The organism is Methylobacter marinus A45 (genome assembly GCF_000383855.1).
In the GTDB taxonomy this organism is placed as follows: Bacteria; Pseudomonadota; Gammaproteobacteria; order Methylococcales; family Methylomonadaceae; genus Methylobacter; species Methylobacter marinus.
Map to the genome: position 1 here is coordinate 1,218,644 of NZ_KB912877.1, position 20,842 is coordinate 1,239,485.

Consider the following 20,842-nt stretch of genomic DNA (forward strand, 5'->3'; position numbering starts at 1 on the left):
CGCCCGCGGTTACCGGCCGAGCACCGCATACAAGACCTCGGCGATATGCAGCGGTCTGGCGTGGCCGCCGTTGAGGATTTGCTGCTGGCAGGAAAAGCCGTTGGCGACAACCGCGGCATCGGGCTCCGCCCGCAAGGCCGGATAAAGCCCCAGCTCCGCCATTTCACGCGAGAAATCGGCATGTTCGGATTCCAGGCCGAATTGTCCCGCCATGCCGCAACATGATGACTCAATTTGCTGGCTGTCCAGATCCGGAACCATCTTCAGCACCTTGCGCATGGCCTTGGTCGCGCCGACCGCCTTCTGATGGCAATGGCCGTGCACCAGCAGTTTTTGCCTGCCGCGCGAGTTGAACGCCAGCGTCCAGCGCTTGGCCGTTTGTTCCCTGGCGATAAATTCCTCGAGCAACAGCACTTTCCCGGCCAGTTGCCTGGCCTGCTCGCCCAGGCCCATGCTCAGATATTCGTCCCGCAGACTGAGAATACAGGAGGGCTCCAGGCCGATGATCCAGCGTCCCGCGTCGATGTGCGGCTTCAGCGCCTGCAATAGGCGGCGCGCTTCATGGCGGGCCTTCGCGATCATGCCGTTGGCAAAATAGGTTCGCCCGCAGCATAACGGCTGCCGGGCCGCGTCGGCATCCCCTTCTTCATTCAGCACATGCACCCGATAGCCCGCGGCCGCGAGCAACGAGACGGCCGCCTCGGCAACGGCGGGATTGAAATAGCGATTGAAGGTATCGACAAATACGACGACTTCCGGCATGTCGGTGTCATTTTTCTGTTGCTCTCGTACGGATGTCTCGCTGAACGGCCGCTCGGCGGGTTCCGGCAGGCGCGCGCCGGCGCTGATGCCCAGCAATCGGTCCACGCACTGCGCCAGCAACGCGTGGCGGTTGCGCCATCTGATCAGCTGGCCCGTCAGGGGGAAGCGGGCCAGTAATGCCGGCAGCGCCGCAAACAGGCGGTTGCGTAGCGGCGTGCCGGTGGCCCTGTAGCGCTGGGCCAGAAACTCGGCCTTGATCAGCGCCATATCCACTTCGTTCTCGCATTCGCGTTTGCAGCCTTTGCAGCTGACGCACAGATCCATCGCTTCGACCAGCTCGCTTTTCTCAAACGGTGCGTCGCCGAACTCGCCGTTGAGCGCCGCTTTCAGCAATTTGACGCGGCCGCCGGTCGACAGCGCCGGTTTGCCGCTGACGCGAAAGCTGGGGCACATCACGCCTTTGCCGGCTTGCTCGCAGGCACGACTGCCAATGCAGACCGCAATCGCCTTGGCGTAATCGCCGCCGGTTTTGGGAATATCGGCATAGGCGTCGCCCATGCCGGCCTCTTTGTAAGCTGACCAATCGAGAACGAGTTTCATAATAGCCCTGAAGTTGTTGACAACAGAATCAGAGCAAAATGGATGCCAGCTTCGAGATTTCGCTAACTTATTGTTTTATTAAATATTTGCCGAACGGGGAATATGTAGGAAACCTTACACGCCTCAACTTGGCGTTAAACCATGAAGAACACGAAGCTCACCAAGAAAAGCATAACTTCGTGTCCTTCGTGTTCTTCGTGGTTAATTAACTGATGTTACGCGGCTAGTTGAAGTTAGATCGATTTAATAAAGTGTCGCTAGCGCGACGTTTTTATTTAATCGGGTTTATCGCACCCGAAGGCGAGTTACTTTCTTTTGCGCGGCCAAAAGAAAGTAACCAAAGAAAAGGCCGCCCGGTTGCCGCTTGCTTCCTGCGCTCCTCGCTTTCGCCGCGGGTTGCCAAAAGGGACTCCTGTCCCTTTGGCAACCCGCTTCATCCATGAAGCGCCTCTTCGGGCTGTTCTCGGCGAAAGCTGCGGTGCTCGGCGCGGCAAACGGGATGAAACCGCTCGTGCGTAACATCAGTTAATTAATAATACGCTGGCCTTCTATCCATTGAATGGACGAACTTTCCGCTTAAGCCGAGGCCTATCAAGGAAGATGTAGGAAAGCCTACAAAACCTCAAGCCGCCGGGCTTGATTCAGCTTTTCATGACGCCCAGCACCATGGCGATGTGCGCCAGTTCGGCCGTGGTCGATACCTTGAGCTTGCTTTTGATCTGCGTGCCGTAATTGGCCACGGTTTTATAACCCAGGCATAGCTCATCGGAAATTCTATGCAGAGTCAGGCCCTTTGCCAGCAACCGGAAGACATCGAATTCCCGGGCGGACAAGGTGTCTATCAGCGCCCGATAATCGGCCTGGTTCGTTTGCGCGGGCAGGCTTTTCCTTAATCCCTGTTCAATATAAGCTTCGCCAGCGGCTATTTTCTCCAGCGCTTCCACCAAAATCTCCGGCGCGGAATTTTTGGTGATATAGCCTTTCGCGCCGGCTCCCAGCGCCCGGTTGACATAAACGATCTCGTCATGCACGCTGAAGACCAGTATCCTGGCCGCGCTGTCGCGCAGCAGGATGCGCCGTATGCTTTCCAGCCCGCCGATGCCCGGCATCGATAAATCGAGCACGATGACATCCGGCTGTTTTTCCAGGTAAAGCTGGCAGGCCTGTTCGCCCCGCTCGGCTTCGGCTATCACGTCTATATGGTCCACGGAGGACAGCAGCAGGCGGAAACCGGCCCTTACCACGGCATGGTCATCCACCAGAATAACTTTTATTTTTTCTTTCATTTCAAAGGAATAGTCGCGATGATGTTCATACCTTGTTGTGGCCGGGTCTCCAGGCGGAACTCGCCACCCAGGCTTTTGATTCGCTCTCTCATGCCTAGCAGCCCGAAACCCATTTTTATTTTTTCCGGCATATAGCCCTTGCCATTATCCGTCACCTGCAGGCGCAATTGCTTGATGGTCGTCTCCCGCGGCATTATTTCGAGGCAAATGATAGCCTCTTCGGCCTGCGCATGGCGAACAATATTGGTGATGCACTCCTGCACGACCCTGAAGACCTGGATGGTGATTTTCGGCTCCAGTCCGTCAACGTCATCAGCACAATTCAGGAGCAGTTTCAATTCGGGATTCCGGTTCGACCATTGGTTGATCAGGTCTTCCAGGGTCGCCTTCAAGCCCAGTTCGGTCAGGATCAACGGATGCAGGTTGCGCATCATGGAGCGCACGACCGTAATCAGATGATCGCAAATGCCGGTAATGGCATCGGCGATCCGTTCGGCCTCGGCTTTGTTGCTTTTGGCCGTGACCGCCATGACTTTAATGGCGGTTAACGACTGCCCCAGTTCGTCATGCAATTCCTGCGACAGACGTTGCCGCTCTTCTTCCTGGATTTCCAGCGAGTGCAGCGTCAGGGCGCTGTTTTCCTTTTGGGCCACGTCCAGTGTGTGAGTCATGTGGTTGATGGCCTTGGCAATGCTGTCGTATTCCTGAATGGAAAAGTCCGGCAGTTTGTGCTGATACTGCCCCTGCTCGATGGCTTTCAAGCCGTCGACGATGACGGCGATCGCCTTGAACGCCTTGTTGAAAGCCAAATTGACGGCCAGAAACGTGATCAGCGTCATCACCAGCAGGGATACGAAAAACGAGAAGCTTTCCTCCCAAACCTCGACGATCTCATCCAGCGGATCAGCCTGAATGATCAGCGTGATCTGTTCGCCGTCCGCGGTAGTCAGTTGCTGCTCCAGTTGCGGGTATTCGGCCGATACCAGATTGATAAACCATTGCGGCGGCATATAAGCCTCGGCGTCGATGTCCTCTCTCTGCTTGGCCGAATAGCTGATCACCTCTCCCTCCGGCTTTTTCAGTTGAATATTTAAATGACGGGTTTGCTCCAGCGAGACGAACCGCGGCAGCCAGGTATCGACATCGAACGCCGTCTGTTGCGATTGCGGAAAATTGAGCTGAATGAACTGGGCGGCCAGGTTAAGCGATGAATCGATTTCCCGGCTGACGGCGTCGCGCGCCTGCCAGATGGCCACGGAGCCGCCTAAAATCAGAATGGCGATACTGGTAAGGAAAATCCTGATGTTGATCTGATAGCGTAAACTCATCTTCGGTTCGCCTAAATTCTCAATTATGGTGTTCAGGTTCCTCTCCTCCTATAGGAAAAATTCTTTTTTTTACCATCGCTGTTTATCTTCTTGACGGCAATGCTATGTTATGTGCTTTTTTTTGCAAGAACACGCTTATGAAACACATTATAACGGCTGCCCTGCTGATAGCGGGCAGTATCGCTCATGCGGAAACGGTTTTTGTGACGCTGGAGAAAGACAACGCCCTTGCCGTTGTCGATCCGATCGCAGGCAAGTTGCTGAAAACCGTTGACGTCGGCCAGCGTCCGCGCGGCATCGCCATCAGCAAGGATTACCGGCACCTTTACATCGCCACCAGCGATGACAATACCATCCGCATCATTAACAGCGACACCTTTGCCGAGGAAGGCCAACTGCCTTCCGGCGAGGATCCGGAAACGTTCGCGCTGGATCCCGACGGCCGGTTCGCCTATGTCTCCAACGAAGATGACAGCCTGGTGACGGCCATCGACATTGATCAACGCAAGGCCATCAAGACGGTTCCGGTCGGCGTCGAACCGGAAGGCATTACCGTCAGCCCAGACGGCAAATGGGTGGCCAACGCGTCGGAAGCCACCAACATGGTGCACTGGATTGACCGCAACAGCCTTACCGTCGTCGATAACACGCTGGTTGATCCCCGCCCCCGCGCGCTAAGCTTTACCGCCGACAGCCAGCAACTCTGGGTGACATCGGAAATGGCCGGCACGGTGACGGTTATCGATGTGGCGACGCGCCAAATCATCAAGCAGATCAAGCTGGCCGTGTCCGGCGTCACGGATGACAAGATCCAGCCGGTCGGCGTGCTGATCGACAACGAGCGGCAGTGGGCCTATGTGGCCATGGGACCGGCCAACCGGGTTGCCGTGATCAATGCCCAGACTCTTGAACCGGAGAAATATTTACTGGTGGGTCAGCGGGTCTGGAACCTGGCGTTCTCGCCGGACCAGAAACGCCTTTATACGACCAACGGCGTCAGCAATGACATTTCCCTGATCGATCTGGAAGCCCATAAGGTCACCAAGTCCGTGGGCGTCGGGCGTTATCCGTGGGGCGTTGCGGTCAAGCCTTAGGCGCTGTATCCCCTTGGCACATGTTACGCGATAGGTTGAATTTGGATCATCATAATTAAAATGTCGCCAGCGCGACGGTGATTTGAATCGGCTTGCCAATGTAGGTGCGAATTCACTTGTGCCCTTCAGGGTGTTCGCACGGGTACTGATAAGGTGACTGCGAATACCCTCTGGGTCACAAGTGAATTCGCACCCATCGGAACTGACTTTATGCATTTAGGATTTGGCTAAAAATGGCTTCCTGAAATGACAATCCTGCACAGGATGTGCCGACCCAAAGCAAGCGCTCCAGGCGGCGCAATGGCGCGCATCGCTCGCGGACGATGCGCCTCCTGACGTCGGCTCATCCTATGTTTAAACAGGGAAATGATTGACGACCCAATCCTTGGTAGTATTGAGATCGGCTTAATATAGCGTCGCTAGCCGAAAGCGGTGCTGCCCGGCACGGCAAACGGGATAAAAAATCACACATGCGTAACTTCAGAACCTTAAAAAATAGCGGATGTTCGCCGTCAATTCGTCCAAGGAGCAAACGCGGGCACGGCGGCTCGCCGCTTCACCCCTTGCCGGCGCCCTGCCTGAACCGGAATGCCCTGTCAGCTGTATCAAAAACTCGATTGGTCTATACTCATAGACTGTTTCTACATTCCATAATTTAAGCTAGGCTCACACGATGAATGAATGGTTTTTTTCTTTTAATAATACAGTCAGCGGCCCCTATACATTGGATTATGCAAAGGTTTTCGCCCGCGAACACCAGGGTGCTTATTGCTGGTGCCCGCGTTTTCCCGACTGGATTCCCATTTTCGAGGCAACTGAAATCAGGCCGATGAAGAAAGACGGCGTCACGCCTTTTCCGCCGCCGCCTGCGCATATGATGTCGCCCAAGCCGACGGCATTGCCTGCCGGCGTTCAGCCGGTCAATGCGGCTGGTACGCAACCGGATGTCCAGTCTTCCGGCGGGTTTGGCCAGCAAGCGGTCACTGACGGTATCGATTATAAAATCTACGGTCATGAAATGCAGTTTGTGGAAATCGAACTGGACCCGCAAGAGAGCGCGGTCGCCGAGGCGGGCGCGATGATGTACAAAAGCCCGGGAGTAAAAATGGAAACCATTTTCGGGGACGGTTCGGCCAATCAGCAATCCGGTATCATGGGGCTATTGCTGGGCGCGGGTAAGCGCTTGCTGACAAACGAAAGCCTGTTTGTTACCGTGTTCACGCAAAACGCCCATGGTAAAGGTAAAGTGGCGTTCGCGGCACCTTTTCCAGGCACTATTCTCGCCTTGAATTTGAACGACTATGGCCAAAAACTGATTTGCCAGAAAGACAGCTTTTTGGCGGCCGCCAAAGGCGTGCAGATCGGCATTCATTTCCAGCGCCGTATTTTGACCGGCCTGTTTGGCGGTGAAGGTTTTATCATGCAAAAACTGGAAGGCAATGGCTGGGTGTTTGTTCATGCCGGCGGTTGCCTGCAAAAAATAGAACTGGCCGTCGGTGAAACGCTGCATGTCGATACCGGGTGTCTGGCGGCGATGACCGGCAGCGTTGATTTTGACATTCAACAGGCCGGCGGCATTAAAACCATGCTGTTTGGCGGCGAAGGCTTGTTTTTTGCCAAGTTAACCGGCCCTGGCACCGTTTGGCTGCAAAGTCTGCCGTTCTCGCGCCTGGCAGGCAGGATGATGACATCGGCGCCGCAAGGTGGCGGCAGACAACAAGGCGAAGGCTCCATTCTAGGGGGACTGGGGAATTTACTCGATGGGGATTGATGCAACCTTGTAGGGAGAACGGCTTTTAGCAACGCGCATGCAAAACTTCATCACATGTGCGGATGGGTTTCCGATGCGGGTGCGAATTCACTTTTGCTCCAGAGGGCATTCGCAGTCACCTTATCAGTGCCCGTGCGAATGAATTCGCACCTACATTAAGCCGGTTCAAATTACCGCTGCGTTAGCCGCATTTTTTAATCGATCTCTATGCCTTTCGCTGCCAGCGGGCTGTATCAAGACGCTTTCCGCAGTTCGCCCATGCCGTTCGGCTTTTTGACCACCTGCAGCTGCGTCTTGAAGCGTTTCTGCACGCTTTCGACATGGGAGATAACGCCGACGATTTTCCCGTGCGTATGCAGGCTTTCCAGGGTGCTGATGACGGTATACAGGTTTTCCGCATCCAGGTTGCCGAAGCCTTCATCCAGAAACAGCGAGTCCACGGCCTTGCCGTTGTTGGCCAGCTCCGAAAGCCCCAATGCCAGGGCCAAGCTCACGATAAAGCTTTCGCCGCCGGATAAGGTCCGGGGCAGACGGCGGACGTTGGCCTGATAGGTATCCTCGATCTCCAGCGCCAGCCCCTGCTCACTGGGTTTTCGCCGGATGTAATACCGGCCGCTGATTTTCTCGAGTATTTCGTTGGTCTGGGCCAGTAACCGGTCCGCAACCTGCCGCTGCACGCGGCGACGGAATTCCATGCCGCTTTCCGCCGTAATCTGCTGCGCTTCCGCCAGGCATTGGGCGGTGATGGCTTCCTGGTCATGGAGCCGGGCCAGGACCGCATCATGCTGTTGCTTACGCTGCGCCTGTTCCTTCAGGATTCTTTCCAGGCGCTGGACTTCCTGCCGCGCGATGTCTATTTTTTCGGCCAGGCTTCTTAACTGAACCTCTACTTCTTCCTTGCTCAAGGTCGTGTCTGCTTGAGCGAGCTCGGCCTGCAACAGGGCATTATTCTGCTCCAGCTGTGCCGTCATGGTTTCAATGTCCGTCTCCAGCGCGGTCAATTGCCCTTCCAGTTCCGGCTGGCGATCGATCAGCTCCAGCATGGCCTCAAGCGCCTGCAGGCTCTCAAACTGCGTGCCTTGCAATTTCTGCTGCAGCGCCTGCCGCAGGCCGGCAAGTTCGGCTTCCTGTTGCGCGATCGATTGCTCCTTGTCGGCGATCAGCTTCTGTTTCTCGATCAGGGCCAGATGCAGGCCGACGGCTTCTTCCTGCCGCAGCCGGCGGCTGTAGACCTCAAGCTTGTCACTGTCTTCCTGGATCTTGGCCCGGGCCGCGGCCTCTTTCTGGCTCAGCGCGTCCAGTTCCTCGACCAGTGTCTTGCGGCGGAACGCATAGCCCTGGTATTCCTGGCGCCGGCTGTTGAGCCGGTCGAACAATAGATCTTCCTTACCGATGGCCGGCAGTTTTTCGCCGAGCGCGGCCAGCTGTTCAATGAGCTTGTCGGTCAGCTGTTTTTCTTCCTGCTGACACCTGGCCAGATCCGCTTCCGTATCGATCTGATCCTGGGGACGCCCCTGCCACTCGGCATCCAGTCTTTCCGTATTGGCTTTCAGTTGCTCTATGGCGTCTTCGGTCCTGACCAGCAGGGCTTTTAATTTTTCAATGCTGTCCTGCTTGCTCTTGTATCGGGCCGCCAGCGTGACGATATTTTTCAATTCGTCGGTTTCGGCGCTCAGCAGCTGTTTCATCAGTTTGGTATTATCGATGCTCAGCTCGCGGCTGGCGATATTGAGCCGGTTGCTCAGCATCTGCCATTGCGACTTGATCTGCGCCAACTGCGTCTCGGTTGCCCGGTTTTTTTCCTCTTGTTTTTGCGCGACGGCGATTTGCTGCGTCAGTTTATCGGCCGTTGCCGCCAGCGCCTGGACTTTGGCCCGCTGGTCGGCCAGGGCCTGTTGGGAATTGGACACGGCCGGCGGACGTTTGACATAAGGGTGCGTCAGGGAACCGCATAACGGACAGGGCTTGCCTTCCACCAGATGGTGCCGTTCCGCTTCCATTCTTTTCAGCAGGGCTTCCCGGACAACCGACTCTTCCAGCGCCCGGACGATATTTTCCTCGCGGCTCAGTTCCTGCCGGGTCTTTTCCAGATCGCGGGTCAATGCCTCGAGATCATATACCGGCGCCTCTCTGCCGAAGAGGTTGCTGAAAAAATCGAATCCGGCATCGGCCAGTTTCAGATACGCCCGGGCCAGGCTGTTTAATTCCTGAAAGTCGGCAACACGCTCTTGTTGTTCCTGGCGCAGCTCTTCAATTTGCTCGGGGTTATGGCCCTCCGCCAGCGTTATCAGTTCCTGCTCTTCATCTTCGAGCTTGGCTTTCAGATCGGCGAGTTTCTTGATTTCCCGGTCGGTCGCGGACTTGCTGTTTTTCAGCGAGGTGGTCGTATTCTTCGACCATTTGGCGAAGGATTTCTGTTTTTCCCTGAGCTCGGCCAGTTCCGTCCTGAGTTTTTTCAAACGGCCGGTTTCGGGAAAATCGGTCAGCAGCGATTGGTCGGCGGCATGCTCGTCCAGCCAGACCGATACGTTCCCCAGCACCGTCTTCTTTTCCTCGATCTGCGCGCCTAATGTCCGCAGCAAAGCCATCTCCGACTGCTTGTCGACATTCAGCAGATCAATCTGCGCCTTGGTGCTGTCTATGGCTTCCTTCTGTTCGGCGGCGGATTTTTTGCCCTGATCGGGCGGGACGTTTTTGTCGATATTCGGATCGGCAAGCAGGGTTTCCAACTGTTTCAGCTCGTTGCGATAGGCGGCCAACGCGGCTTTGTCCTGCTGAATGTCGTGCGCTTTACCGCCAATCGACGCCACATCGTCTTTAAACAGCAGCGCATCCTGGGCGACGGCGAGCTTGGCCAAGTTTTCCTGCTGGCTCTCCGCCTGTTTTTTGGCGTCCCGCAGTTGTTTTTCCTGTACGGCGATGTCACTGTTCAGCGCCGTTATTCTCTTCAGCGCAGCCTGCTGTTGTTTCAACTGGCCGTGCTGGTCGCGCAATTCGGCGTATTGCTCGTTAAAATCGCTTAAATCATGCTCGTACGCTTCCAGCTTTTCGGCTTCCATGAGCGGCAGGGCCGCCAGATCCTGCCTTAACTGATCCAGGCTTTTTTGCGCGTTCTCGGCTTTTTCAAGAATTTCCTTTCTATAATCGGTGTAGATATCACTGCTGATGATTTTTTCCAGGATATCCATGCGCTCGGTATCGAGGGCATTCAGGAAGGCCGCGAAATCGCCCTGCGCCAGCAGGATGGAACGCGTGAAATTGCGGAAATTCATGCCGGTGATTTCGGTGATCAGCGCGCAGACCGAATGGGGCGTATCGGCCAGCAGTTCCTCTGTGTCCCCGAGGCGGGTCAAGGTCATGACCGGCGGCAACGGTTCCGCCTCGGGGCGGCCGCCTTCGCGCGCCACCTGCCAGCCGGAGCGGTATCTTTCAGCGCCGATGGAAAATTCAATCACCGCGAAACACTCGGCCGTGTGTTTGGTCATGACATGCCGGGCCGGACGCTCAAACCGGAAGGTCTCGCCGTATAAAGCCAGGGTAATGGCGTCGAGAATGGCGGACTTGCCCGAGCCGTTAGGCCCGGTAATGGCGAAAACACCGGTATCAAATGGCGCCTGGTCAAAGTCGATGCGGTTCTCGCCTTCTAAGGATTTGATATTTTTAAAGTGGATACTGAGTATTTTCATGCGCTGACGACTCTGCCCGGCAAGGATTAGGTTTTTCAAATCTTTGCATTATAGCTCCGTCGATCAATATTTTCTTGTTCAGGCTCAGTCTTTTATAACGAATGCCGAAAGTCAGCCGGTAAAATGGGCATTGCGGCAGTTGCCCGTGCCTGACTCTCAGGCATCCGATGGCTGCTGTGCCGCTTTTGACGCCCTTTTGGCTTCGTACATTCTCCGGTCGGCGAAACGGATGACGGCATCGGGGTCGTCATAGCGACCGGGGCCTGTCTGGTATATGCCGATGCTTAACGAGATATCCTGCCGGAATTCCCCGAGAACCTCGTTGAAGCGGTGGACATAGATATCCCTGGCCTGCTCCTCGCGGCAATTGGGCAGAATGATGCAGAATTCATCGCCGCCGTAGCGGAAGCAGCTGTCTTCGGCGCGTGATATGTGTTTTATGACATCGCCTATCATGCATAACACTTCATCGCCGCGTTGATGGCCCTCGATGTCATTGATTTTTTTAAAGTCGTCGATATCGAAGTAGACAAACGACACCGGCTCGGAGCGGCGCTGCGCGCATTTAATGGTGTAATCAAGCATTTCGGATAGAAAACGCGTATTCAGCAGCCCCGTCAGCGGGTCCCGGCGCGCCAGTTCCTCCAGTTGTTGCGTCCGCTCCCTGACCTTGACTTCCAGCGTTCGCGCGTAATTCTCGGATTTTTTCCTTTCAATCTCGACTTCCCAGACCAGGCTGTGGATATAAGTCTCAAACACGAGTGTGATATCGAATAGCAATAATTTATCGAGCGCCGATAGAATCGCCTGGCGGGCCCTGTCTTCCGGAAACGCTTCATTAATCGGCCGGCTCAAAAGCGTTTTGAGCGAATGCGTAGTGGTAAGATAGAACTTGGGCGCGATCCCCATGCGTTTATGAATCAGCCCGATGCGCAGGCGGTTGTTGATATAGTCAATGCCGTAGAGGCCGCCGAACAAATCGAGAATATAGCTGCGCTGCACTTCGCGCAGATGATTCAGAATATCGGCATTATCGATCAACAGCGCGAGTTCAGGTATGCCGATCTGAATTTGGTAAAATTCGTCAATCAGGGCATCTACTTGCATCTCGATGACCGGCCTGCACTTAACCAGCCATCCGGCATCGGCCTCGGTGAATGACAGCAATGCCTTGCGGCGCTCGATGTCCAGTTCGGTAATGCACATTTGCTCCATCAGGGTTTTGTCGGTCGGCTTCATCGGCATCTCTGGCAGGTAAACAATTGTGACTCAAGGATTTGGCTGAAAATGACTTCCTGAAATGACACGCCTGCGTAGGGTGTGCCGACCCCAAAGCAGGCGCGCCAGGCGGCACATCCTATCGTTTAAACAGGAAATTTCTTACCGCCAAACCCTACACAATTACTGCGACAATATTTACCGGTTAAAGTTGACCGCGCTGACAGACAACCGTAGATTTCAAGCCAGCGGAGGCTGTTGGCAATCGCCCCGATTGCCACGGTTACCGCTGCATTCTGCCCAGATCCTGTATGGCATCCACGACCATGCCCGTTCCTATCGTTATCAATAAAATATCGGCCGCCACGCGCACATACCGGTGTCCTGCCGGAGCCGGGTTCAACGACCAGACCAGCGCCGGCGGCAAATCGTGAAAGATCACATCCCGAGGGAGCGGCCGGCCAATCCGCCACTTTTTAACCTGGCCGCGCGGCATGCAGCCGTTCCCCTTCTTGACCAATCCGGGCGGGCAATGCCCGGCGCGATACTGCTGGACATAATAATCATGAATGACGGTTCGGTGCCGGTCGAGGAAATAGCCGTTTCTGTTTACGCTGTCTCCCGCTCTCCAGTTACGATCCGGCCTCTGATTCCTGGAACGCTCGAAACTCTCGTGTTTGTCTTTCTGCCGCTCCTTGCCGCCCTGGTTGCCGCCGCCCCATGACGGCTTGTCCGCGTGTACCGGGCCGGCAATAAGTAATCCGGCCATGACGAGAGCCACTGTCTGGCTGATCCGCGGTGTGATTCGTTGCATGTTTTGTCTCCAGTAAATTAGCAGGCGCATGAATGCGCCAGGTTAACAGGCCTGCGGGCTGCCGTGACGATTTTTGCCTGGCAGTCGCATTAACGGCATTGGTCTGGCCTGCCACCACGTTGAGTAACGCTCAATCTCATCGGTTTTTTGAATTTAGACAGGAATTGCCGTTTTGTCACTGTTTTCCCCAATTAAATGTCCTGGCAGTGCAGACGGGCCCGCCCGATTTGTGGCCCTTCCGCGACTGAATTCAGATTCAACCGTTCGCCCGGAATGCAGTCTAAGAGCTTAACGTAACGGCCGTGAATCATGGCTGCGGGCGCATGAAAATAATTAATTGAACGTCGTTTAATTTTGAATTAAAGTAACTTCTCAAGACATAGTTCAATGTCTGCTAAGATTACGCCAGGAGGAATATCATGCTGAAAAAAAATACTACATTGGCTGCTGACTTTAATCTACAAGGTTGAAGTTAAGGGTCTGAATAACTATAAAAAAGCCGGAAACCGCGTTCTGATCGTAGCCAACCACACGTCCTTTCTGGACCCGCTATTGCTGGGCGTTTTCTTGCCGGACGACATCACTTTCGCGATCAACACGCATATTTCCCAGCGCTGGTGGCTAAGGCCTTTTCTAGGGCTGTCGCACGTATTTCCCATGGATCCGACGCATCCCATATCATTAAAGAATGTAATTCATCATCTGCAGCACGAGACCCGTACCGTTATTTTCCCGGAAGGCCGCATCACCGTGACCGGCTCGCTGATGAAAATCTATGACGGCACCGGCATGGTTGCCGACAAATCCGGCGCGACCATTCTGCCGGTCCGCATTGAAGGCGCCGAATACACGCATTTCTCGCGCTTGCGCAATATCGTGCGTTTGCGCCTGTTTCCCAAGATCACGATTCAGATTCTGCCGCCCACCCTGATCTCCGCGCCTGACGACTTACGGGGCAAGACCCGGCGCAAATACAGCGGCCATGTGCTGGCGGATATGATGACGGAGATGATGTTCGCCACCAGCCATTATCGGCAAACCATTTTTGCCGCTCTGCTGGAAGCGCGCAAGATACACGGCGGCAAACATCCGGTTGCCGAAGACCTGGATCGTATCCCGCTGTCGTACGATACCGTGATTACGCGCACGATCGCGATCGGCAATGCCCTGGCAAAAATCACCGAAGCCGGCGAGAACGTCGGCGTTTTCCTGCCCAATTCGACCAAAACGCTGTGCGTGACCTTGGGCTTGCAGTTGCATGGCCGCGTGCCTGCGATGCTGAATTTCTCCACCGGTTCGGCCGGCATGATTTCGGCCTGCCGAACGGCACAGGTAAAGACGGTGCTGACCTCGCGCCGCTTCATTGAGATGGGCCATTTGAGCGATGAAGCCGAGCAGTTGGAGAAGCAGGTCCGGCTGGTCTATCTGGAGGATCTGGCTGAGCGGATCACCCCGTTAGCCAAATTCAAGGCGTTGGTGCAAAGCAAAACGGCTAACTTGTGGTACGACCATAATCGCTACAGTCCGGACAGCCCGGCCGTGGTATTGTTCACGTCCGGTTCCGAAGGCACGCCCAAAGGCGTCGTGCTGTCCCATGCCAATATTCTGGGCAATCACAAACAGTTGGAGGCGCGCATCAACTTTAACGCGCAGGATGTCGTGCTCAATTTCCTGCCCATGTTTCACTCCTTCGGTTTTACTGTCGGCACGCTGCTGCCGATCCTGAATGGCATGAAGGCCTTCTTCTATCCGACGCCGCTGCATTACAGCATTATCCCCGAAATCGCTTACGAGATCAGCGCCACCATCATGTTCGGCACCAATACCTTTTTAGCGGCTTATGCGAAAAAAGCCCATGCCTATGATTTCTACAACATGCGCTATGTCGTGGCCGGCGCGGAAAAACTGCAGGAAAGCACGCGCCAGACCTGGGCCGACAAATTCGGTATCCGCATCCTGGAAGGCTATGGCGCGACCGAAACGGCGCCGGTCACATCGGTCAATACGCCGATGGATTACAAAGCCGGCACGGTCGGCCGTTTCATGCCCGACATGGAATACCGGCTGGAACCGGTGCCGGGCATCCATGAGGCGGGCCAGTTGCACGTCAAAGGGCCTAACATCATGCTGGGCTATTTATTGGCCGACAATCCTGGCAAGCTGGTGCCGCCCGAATCGGTTTACGGCAAGGGCTGGTACGACACCGGCGATATCGTGCATGTCGATGAGGAGGGTTTTATCAGCATTCGCGGCCGCAGCAAGCGCTTTGCCAAGGTCAGCGGCGAAATGATCTCGCTGACAGCCGTCGAGCAACTGGCCGTGAAAGCCTGGCCCGAGGCGGACCATGCCGCCATCAGCCTGCCCGACGTCAGAAAAGGCGAGCAGATTATCCTGCTCACGACGCAAAAAAATGCCAGCCTCCACGACCTGACCGCGGTCGCCGACGGCATATCGCATATCGGCCTGCCGAAGAAAATTCTCGTGGTCAGCGCGATTCCGGTCATGGCCTCCGGCAAAACCGATTATCCGGCGGCGACCGCGCTCGCGTCCCAAAAGCTCGCGCCGATTGCCAAGCCTGATCCCGCAACCGGCAACGTGTCATGAGCCGGCAAATCTATCCGCTGCTGATTGCGCAGTTCCTGTCCGCCTTTGCCGACAATGCCATTTTGTTCACGGTCATTGCCATGGTCATGCAATCGGCCCAGTTGGCCAGCTGGTACGTTCCGGCGCTGCAAAGCGTGTTTCTGGTCGCTTTCGTGCTGCTGGCGCCCTGGGTCGGCGGCTTTGCCGACCATCACCCTAAATCCCGGGTGCTGATTATCGCCAACCTGATCAAGGCGGCGGGAGCCGGATTGCTGCTGTTGCAGGTGGAACCTTTACTGGCCTACTGCGTGGTCGGCATGGGCGCGGCCATATACAGCCCGGCAAAATACGGCATTCTGCCTGAACTGGCGGGCCATGAATTTCTGGTCAAGGCCAACAGCTGGATCGAGGGCTCCACGATACTGGCGATCCTGTTGGGCATGGTGATCGGCGCCCGGGTCGCCGATTATTCCGTCACCTGGGCGCTCGCGGGCACTATCGTACTGTTTGTCACGTCCGCCGTGGTCACGCTGGCCCTGCCGGCCCGCGTCGGTCAACGCAGCGACACGGGCTCCAGAATCATGACATTCGGCCGCCAGATCGGCCAGTTTTTCACGACCCCGCGTTCGCGCTTCGCCATTATCGGCGCCTCGCTGTTCTGGGCCGCGGCGGCGACGCTGAGAGTCATTATCGTCGCCTGGGCGCCGCTGGTTTTAATGTCCAGGAATGCGACTGAAATCGCCGAGCTGACCTTGTTCCTCGCGGTCGGCATCATTGCCGGCTCGGCCCTGGTGCCCCGGTTGATTCCGCTGGAGCATCTGCGCCGCGCCAGATTCCCGGCCTATCTGATGGCTTTGTTTATCTTCGGGCTGAGCCTGACCGACAGCCTGTGGCCGGCCCGTTTTGTACTGTTTTTCATCGGCATGATGGGCGGCATGTTTATCGTGCCGGTCAACGCCGCCTTGCAGGAACTGGGCCAGCAAAGCATCGGCAGCGGCAGCGCCGTCGCCCTGCAAGGCTTCTTTCAAAACCTGACCATGCTGGCCGCGGTCGGCGGCTATACCTATGCCGCCTCACGGAATGCCGATCCGGTACTGGCCATGCTGACATTGGGGGCGGTGGTTTTCATCTCGACTTTTTTGGTGTCGCTGCGCCTGCCAAACAGGCAGTTGCAGCCCGCCGGCTAGTCATGTGGCCGGTGTATACTGGCGACGGCTATTCGTTCGGGCTCACGCCGGCATCGATGGCGGCGGCCTTGCCGCGCTGCTCATCGACCCTGGCCAGCAGCAGCAGACCCGCGATAAAAAACAGCAGGGTCGATACCAGTGACAGGCGATGGTTGCCATCGCTCCAATAATTGATCAGGCCGTAACTCAAAGGTCCGACGATAGCCGACAGCCGGTTCACGACGCCCCACAGGCCCAGAAATTCGCCGCAGCGCTCGCTCGGCGAGAATTTGCTGACCAGTGCCCGGCCGACCGACTGGCTCCCCCCCATGGCCAGGCCTATCATATTGCCGACGATCCACATATGCGCGGACTGGTCGGCCAGCAAGGCCGCCGACACGGCCGCGATCCACAGCAGCAGCGTCATGGCCAGGGTCGGCACCGAACCTATGCGGTCCTGCAGATGCCCGCAGATGAAGGCGCCGACCGCCGCGGTCACATTCACCACCATGATCAGGATAATCAATGCCTGCGTATCAAAGCCCATGACCTCCTGGGCATAAATCGCGGCCAGCACCACGACGGTGCTGACACCGGACTGGTACACGCTCAGCGTGATCAAAAACCGGAACAGATCGCGAAAACGTGCCGCTTCTTTAAAAGTATGCGCCAGGCGCCTGAAGCTGACCGTCAGCACAGACAGGTGCAGGTCTTGCGATGACGGTACCGCGCGCTCGCGCAGCCATAAAAAGGTAGGCGTCGCCGTCATTGCGAATATGCCGGCCGTGATCAGCATGGTCACCGGCACGGATTCGGTTTCCGGCACGCCCTGTCGCTTGGCCCAGGTGATGTAGGCGAGACAAATCCCCAATGTCAGAAGTCCCCCGAAATAGCCCAGACTCCAGCCGTAACCGGACATTCGCCCCATGTTCCGCGCCGGCACGATCTCCGGCAAAAACGCCGCAATCAGGTTCTCGCCGATGGCGAACATGATGGCCGAAACGGTCACCAGCAGCATGGCCGGGACGATATCGCCGGGGCCGATCAGCGCCAGCAAGGCCGTCGAGATGACGCAACCCAGGGAGGACATCAGCAGAAAGCGTTTTTTGCTGGCGCGATAATCGGCTATGGCACCGATAACGGGCCCGCCAACCATGACGATAAGATTGGCGGCGCCGATAGCCAACGACCACAACAGCGTTGCCGAACCGGGCATGCTGCCGGCGACCACGCCGACAAAATAAGCGCTGAATATCGTCGTCAACACGACCGTGGTATAGCCGGAGTTGGCGAAATCGAACAACGCCCAGGCCAGCAATTCCCGGCGTCCGGCATGGCCTATGGCGTGATTAGTCTGATCGGCTGGCGGTTGTTTTTGGTTATTGTTCATAAGCTAAGGATTTGATCGTCAAAAATTTTCCTGTTTAAACATAGGATGTGCCGGCGCCAGGCGGCGCATCGTTCGCGAGCGATGCGCTTCACTGCGCCGCCTGGAGCGCCTGCTTTTGGCCGGCACATCCTATGCAGGCGTGTCATTTCAGGAAGCCATTTTTAGCCAAATCCCAAGGCGTTTGACCGGCTAACACACTTCCGCCACCCAGCCGCGGATAAAATTCCTGACCAGCAACACCACACTCTCTTCCACATTGTGAACGCCGACCAGATCCAGCTTACCGGTCAGGGACAGTTCGCAGATGCCGTGAATACCGCCCCATAACGCCCGGGCCGCGCGTTTTCTTTGCGCTTCATCGCATTGCGGGGCCAGCCGGGCGAACTGCGTTTCCATTTTCCTGAAAACCTGATCGATTTTCGCCTGGTACCAGTCCGGAACCTCTGCCTGCTCCGGCAGGCGGTGCTCGAAAATCATGCGCCAGCGGTTAAAGTTGCGGTTGGCATACGACAGGTAAGCCCGGGCCAACGCTTCGATACATTGTTCCGCCACAACGTCGTCGGCGTCGTCCAGATGCACGGCGATATCGTCCAGCGTGCGGCCTTTGATATGCAGCCCCAGATCGGCCATGTTGTCGAATACCATGTAAATACTGCCGACCGTATAACCGATCTCCAGCGCGATTTTGCGTACGGTCAATGCGGAATAGCCTTCCTCGATGACTATGTTTTCGGCGGCCTTCAGGACCATTTCCTTGATTTCTTCCAGACTGTGTTCGCTTCGTCTTGCCATGCTAATCATTCCATAAATTTAAGTTGAGGTCTTTTCCCTTGTATTCAGCTTGTCTTCGCTCGGGTCGTTATTTTCAGCAAAGTATTTAATCAAAAACTCGACAAACGTCGTGAGCTTGGCCGGCAAAAAACGCCTTTGCAGATACGTGGCGTATACGGCCAGAGCGGGAATGCGATACGACTGCAGAATTTCCACCAACTGGCCCTGGGCCAGATAATTCGCAACCGATATTTCCGGCGCCTGGGTAATGCCCATGCCCAAGGCCGCGGCCTGGCATAAGGCTCTGCCATTATTGGAGGCGAAATGCCAGTTGGTTTTAATTTTAGTCTCTTCCTCCCCTACTTTAAACAGCCAATAATCCTTGTGCGGCGTATCGATATAATGCAAACAGCGGTGTGAATATAAGGCATCGATCTGTTCGGGCTCGCCGTACTTGGCCAAATAGGCCGGCGACGCATAGGTGCACAGGCGCGTTTCGGCTATTTTGCGGGCCACGATGCCCAGGTCCAGGTTGTTGGTCACTAAAATAGACAAGTCGAAACTGCCTTCGCTTAGATTGACGCGGCTGTTATGCAGGGTCATCAAAATCCTGACATCCGGGTGCTCGCGCTGATAGGCGTCAATGGCGGGCACCATGTATATGCCGCCGAAATCAATCGGCGCGCTGATCTTCAACATGCCTTTTACATGCCGGCCCAGCTGCGCGGTGTAATCGTCCAGTTCCAGGAAATCATCGAGCAATTGCTTGCCGCGGTGATAATAGATTTCGCCGGCTTCCGTCAGACTCAGCCGACGCGTGGTCCGGTTCAGCAAAGCCACGCCCAGCGACTCCTCCAGTTGGGCCATGTACTTGCTGATCATCATGGCCGAGAGATTCATTTCGCGCGCGACCGCGGCGAATGTGCCCAATTCGACAATACGGCAGAAGACTTGAATATTGTTTAATTTACCCATAAGCCGGCACTTTATAAACCATGAGTTTATATTGTATAAATTTATAGCCCTATTTAAAACCCTGGTTTATTAGTCTAGACTTTCAACCGGAGATAGTTTTAGGGCCGCGGAGTCTTATACATGTAATATGATAAGGCTCCGCGGCTTTTTTATGGCCGAATAATAATCGCGGCTTTTTTATGGCCGAATAATAATAAAGAGAGGTATTCATGAGCAAAATCCTGAACGAAGTTCTGTCAGCGAACAGAGAGTATGTAAACAATTTTGGCGACAAAGGCGATCTGCCGATGCCGCCCGGCCGCCATTTCGCGATTCTGACCTGCATGGATGCGCGCCTGGACCCGGCCAAATATGCCGGCCTGGCCGAAGGCGACGCGCATGTCATCCGCAATGCCGGCGGCCGCGCCAGCGACGATGCGATCCGTTCGCTGGTCATTTCCTACAAACTGCTCGGCACGCGCGAATGGTTTGTCATTCATCACAGTGATTGCGGCATGGAGACATTTACCGACGATATCATGCGCGATTTGCTGAACAGCAGCCTGAAAACCGCCTCCATCGATGAAAACGGCTGGCACGATTGCTGCGAAGGTCCCGGCTCCGCCGAAGGCAAGTATATCGACTGGTTGACCATCAAGAACCAGGAACAAAGCGTGCTTGAAGACGTGACGCGCATTAAGTCGCATCCGCTGGTACCTTCCGACATTCCTGTGTACGGTTACATCTATGACTGCAAGTCAGGGCGGCTGATTGAAGTGCCGGCCGCCACTGAAGCCGGAAAGGCTCGGTAAGCACTGCTCTGCCCGCCTGAAAAGGCGGGCAATTTCCTCAAGGCGTGCTTGCGCGTCTGCGATAACAGTCTAAAATCCATGGCTTGTTTTTTACTGTTATCCTCTATTATGTACAATGAATTGCTCCCGGTCGTCGATGAGAATGACCGCGTGATAGATATGCTGCCGCGCCATCACGTCCATGCCCAGGCCCTGCGTCATCGCGCCGTGCACATCCTGGTCTTCAACGATCAAGGCCGGCTGTTTCTGCAGAAAAGATCGCTATTGAAAGATCTCAATGCCGGACTGTGGGATACCTCGGCGGCAGGCCATGTCGATGCCGGCGAAGACTATGACCGTTGCGCGCTCCGTGAAATCGAGGAAGAACTGGGCATCAAGGCAGACGACGAACTTGAACCTTTGTTCAAGCTGCCGGCCACGGCCGCTATCGGCATGGAATTCATCCAGGTTTACCGCTGCCGGCACAATGGCCCTTTTACGCTGGCGCCCGATGAAATCGAAACCGGCGCCTGGTTCTCGGAGCAGGAGCTGTCCGTGCGCATCGCGGCCGACGATCAGACATTGACCGAAACCTTTAAAACGATCTGGCGACACTACAGGCCTTAAT

The 20,842-nt window shown here is 55.7% G+C and carries 15 protein-coding genes; 6 read left to right on the forward strand and 9 right to left on the reverse strand.

Annotated features, from left to right (window positions below; all coding sequences use genetic code 11):
- Positions 1-9: 9 nt before the first annotated feature.
- The 3 genes from METMA_RS0105510 to METMA_RS0105525 form a co-directional block, all read right to left on the reverse strand.
- Positions 10-1,362, reverse strand: a complete 1,353-nt coding sequence (locus tag METMA_RS0105510) for a (Fe-S)-binding protein (protein WP_020158073.1) — start codon at positions 1,360-1,362, stop codon at positions 10-12.
- A 641-nt stretch (positions 1,363-2,003) separates the two neighbouring features.
- Positions 2,004-2,648 (reverse strand): response regulator, encoded by a 645-nt coding sequence (locus METMA_RS0105520; RefSeq protein ID WP_020158075.1) that lies wholly within the window; start codon positions 2,646-2,648, stop codon positions 2,004-2,006.
- Complete coding sequence (locus tag METMA_RS0105525; protein WP_020158076.1) at positions 2,645-3,976, reverse strand: histidine kinase; 1,332 nt, start codon at positions 3,974-3,976, stop codon at positions 2,645-2,647. The genes METMA_RS0105520 and METMA_RS0105525 overlap by 4 nt, the downstream gene beginning before the upstream one ends.
- A gap of 137 nt (positions 3,977-4,113) precedes the next feature.
- Here METMA_RS0105525 and METMA_RS0105530 point away from each other — a divergent pair, with 137 nt between their 5' ends.
- Together METMA_RS0105530 and METMA_RS0105535 are read left to right on the forward strand one after the other, a co-directional pair.
- A complete protein-coding gene (locus tag METMA_RS0105530) occupies positions 4,114-5,070 on the forward strand; it encodes a PQQ-dependent catabolism-associated beta-propeller protein (protein ID WP_027147063.1) in 957 nt (318 codons plus the stop codon).
- 673 nt (positions 5,071-5,743) lie between these two features.
- The gene (locus METMA_RS0105535) at positions 5,744-6,841 is read left to right on the forward strand and encodes a TIGR00266 family protein (RefSeq protein ID WP_020158078.1); all 1,098 of its coding nucleotides are present in this window, start codon (positions 5,744-5,746) and stop codon (positions 6,839-6,841) included.
- 233 nt (positions 6,842-7,074) lie between these two features.
- Here the strand turns inward: METMA_RS0105535 and METMA_RS0105540 are convergent, their stop codons facing one another.
- The 3 genes from METMA_RS0105540 to METMA_RS0105550 all read right to left on the reverse strand — a co-directional run bounded on the left by METMA_RS0105540 (position 7,075) and on the right by METMA_RS0105550 (position 12,559).
- Positions 7,075-10,527 (reverse strand): AAA family ATPase, encoded by a 3,453-nt coding sequence (locus METMA_RS0105540; RefSeq protein WP_020158079.1) that lies wholly within the window; start codon positions 10,525-10,527, stop codon positions 7,075-7,077.
- 156 nt (positions 10,528-10,683) lie between these two features.
- Positions 10,684-11,766 carry a GGDEF domain-containing protein gene (locus METMA_RS0105545; RefSeq protein ID WP_027147064.1) on the reverse strand — a complete coding sequence of 361 codons (1,083 nt, stop codon included), beginning with the start codon at positions 11,764-11,766 and terminating at the stop codon, positions 10,684-10,686.
- Positions 11,767-12,028: 262 nt separating this feature from the next.
- Positions 12,029-12,559: a hypothetical protein gene (locus tag METMA_RS0105550; protein ID WP_051114391.1), complete on the reverse strand. Its 531-nt coding sequence runs from the start codon at positions 12,557-12,559 to the stop codon at positions 12,029-12,031.
- A gap of 432 nt (positions 12,560-12,991) precedes the next feature.
- Here METMA_RS0105550 and METMA_RS24040 point away from each other — a divergent pair, with 432 nt between their 5' ends.
- Both METMA_RS24040 and lplT read left to right on the forward strand, forming a co-directional pair.
- Entirely contained in the window at positions 12,992-15,163 is a 2,172-nt protein-coding gene (locus METMA_RS24040) for an AMP-binding protein (protein ID WP_051114329.1), read from the forward strand.
- The gene (gene lplT / locus METMA_RS0105560) at positions 15,160-16,329 is read left to right on the forward strand and encodes a lysophospholipid transporter LplT (RefSeq protein ID WP_020158083.1); all 1,170 of its coding nucleotides are present in this window, start codon (positions 15,160-15,162) and stop codon (positions 16,327-16,329) included. The genes METMA_RS24040 and lplT overlap by 4 nt, the downstream gene beginning before the upstream one ends.
- A 28-nt stretch (positions 16,330-16,357) precedes the next feature.
- On the opposite strand, the gene METMA_RS0105565 is transcribed toward lplT, so the two are convergent.
- From METMA_RS0105565 to METMA_RS0105575, 3 genes are all read right to left on the reverse strand, one after another.
- On the reverse strand, positions 16,358-17,698 hold the full coding sequence (locus tag METMA_RS0105565) for an MFS transporter (protein WP_020158084.1): 1,341 nt from the start codon (positions 17,696-17,698) through the stop codon (positions 16,358-16,360).
- 189 nt (positions 17,699-17,887) lie between these two features.
- Positions 17,888-18,490 (reverse strand): TetR/AcrR family transcriptional regulator, encoded by a 603-nt coding sequence (locus tag METMA_RS0105570; RefSeq protein ID WP_020158085.1) that lies wholly within the window; start codon positions 18,488-18,490, stop codon positions 17,888-17,890.
- Between the two features lie 18 nt (positions 18,491-18,508).
- Positions 18,509-19,444: a LysR family transcriptional regulator gene (locus tag METMA_RS0105575; protein WP_020158086.1), complete on the reverse strand. Its 936-nt coding sequence runs from the start codon at positions 19,442-19,444 to the stop codon at positions 18,509-18,511.
- A 209-nt stretch (positions 19,445-19,653) separates the two neighbouring features.
- Here METMA_RS0105575 and METMA_RS0105585 point away from each other — a divergent pair, with 209 nt between their 5' ends.
- Together METMA_RS0105585 and METMA_RS0105590 are read left to right on the forward strand one after the other, a co-directional pair.
- On the forward strand, positions 19,654-20,235 hold the full coding sequence (locus METMA_RS0105585) for a beta-class carbonic anhydrase (RefSeq protein ID WP_020158088.1): 582 nt from the start codon (positions 19,654-19,656) through the stop codon (positions 20,233-20,235).
- Between the two features lie 78 nt (positions 20,236-20,313).
- Positions 20,314-20,841: an NUDIX hydrolase gene (locus tag METMA_RS0105590; protein WP_020158089.1), complete on the forward strand. Its 528-nt coding sequence runs from the start codon at positions 20,314-20,316 to the stop codon at positions 20,839-20,841.
- Position 20,842 lies beyond the last annotated feature (1 nt).

Coding starts and splice junctions, on each gene's coding strand:
- METMA_RS0105510 (WP_020158073.1), bottom strand. CDS start 1,362: ATGAAACTCGTTCTCGATTGGTCAGCTTACAAAGAGGCCGGCATGGGC.
- METMA_RS0105520 (WP_020158075.1), bottom strand. CDS start 2,648: ATGAAAGAAAAAATAAAAGTTATTCTGGTGGATGACCATGCCGTGGTA.
- METMA_RS0105585 (WP_020158088.1), top strand. CDS start 19,654: ATGAGCAAAATCCTGAACGAAGTTCTGTCAGCGAACAGAGAGTATGTA.
- METMA_RS0105530 (WP_027147063.1), top strand. CDS start 4,114: ATGAAACACATTATAACGGCTGCCCTGCTGATAGCGGGCAGTATCGCT.
- METMA_RS0105535 (WP_020158078.1), top strand. CDS start 5,744: ATGAATGAATGGTTTTTTTCTTTTAATAATACAGTCAGCGGCCCCTAT.
- METMA_RS0105545 (WP_027147064.1), bottom strand. CDS start 11,766: ATGAAGCCGACCGACAAAACCCTGATGGAGCAAATGTGCATTACCGAA.
- METMA_RS0105525 (WP_020158076.1), bottom strand. CDS start 3,976: ATGAGTTTACGCTATCAGATCAACATCAGGATTTTCCTTACCAGTATC.
- METMA_RS0105550 (WP_051114391.1), bottom strand. CDS start 12,559: ATGCAACGAATCACACCGCGGATCAGCCAGACAGTGGCTCTCGTCATG.
- METMA_RS0105570 (WP_020158085.1), bottom strand. CDS start 18,490: ATGGCAAGACGAAGCGAACACAGTCTGGAAGAAATCAAGGAAATGGTC.
- METMA_RS0105540 (WP_020158079.1), bottom strand. CDS start 10,527: ATGAAAATACTCAGTATCCACTTTAAAAATATCAAATCCTTAGAAGGC.
- METMA_RS0105590 (WP_020158089.1), top strand. CDS start 20,314: ATGGCTTGTTTTTTACTGTTATCCTCTATTATGTACAATGAATTGCTC.
- METMA_RS0105575 (WP_020158086.1), bottom strand. CDS start 19,444: ATGGGTAAATTAAACAATATTCAAGTCTTCTGCCGTATTGTCGAATTG.
- METMA_RS0105565 (WP_020158084.1), bottom strand. CDS start 17,698: ATGAACAATAACCAAAAACAACCGCCAGCCGATCAGACTAATCACGCC.
- lplT (WP_020158083.1), top strand. CDS start 15,160: ATGAGCCGGCAAATCTATCCGCTGCTGATTGCGCAGTTCCTGTCCGCC.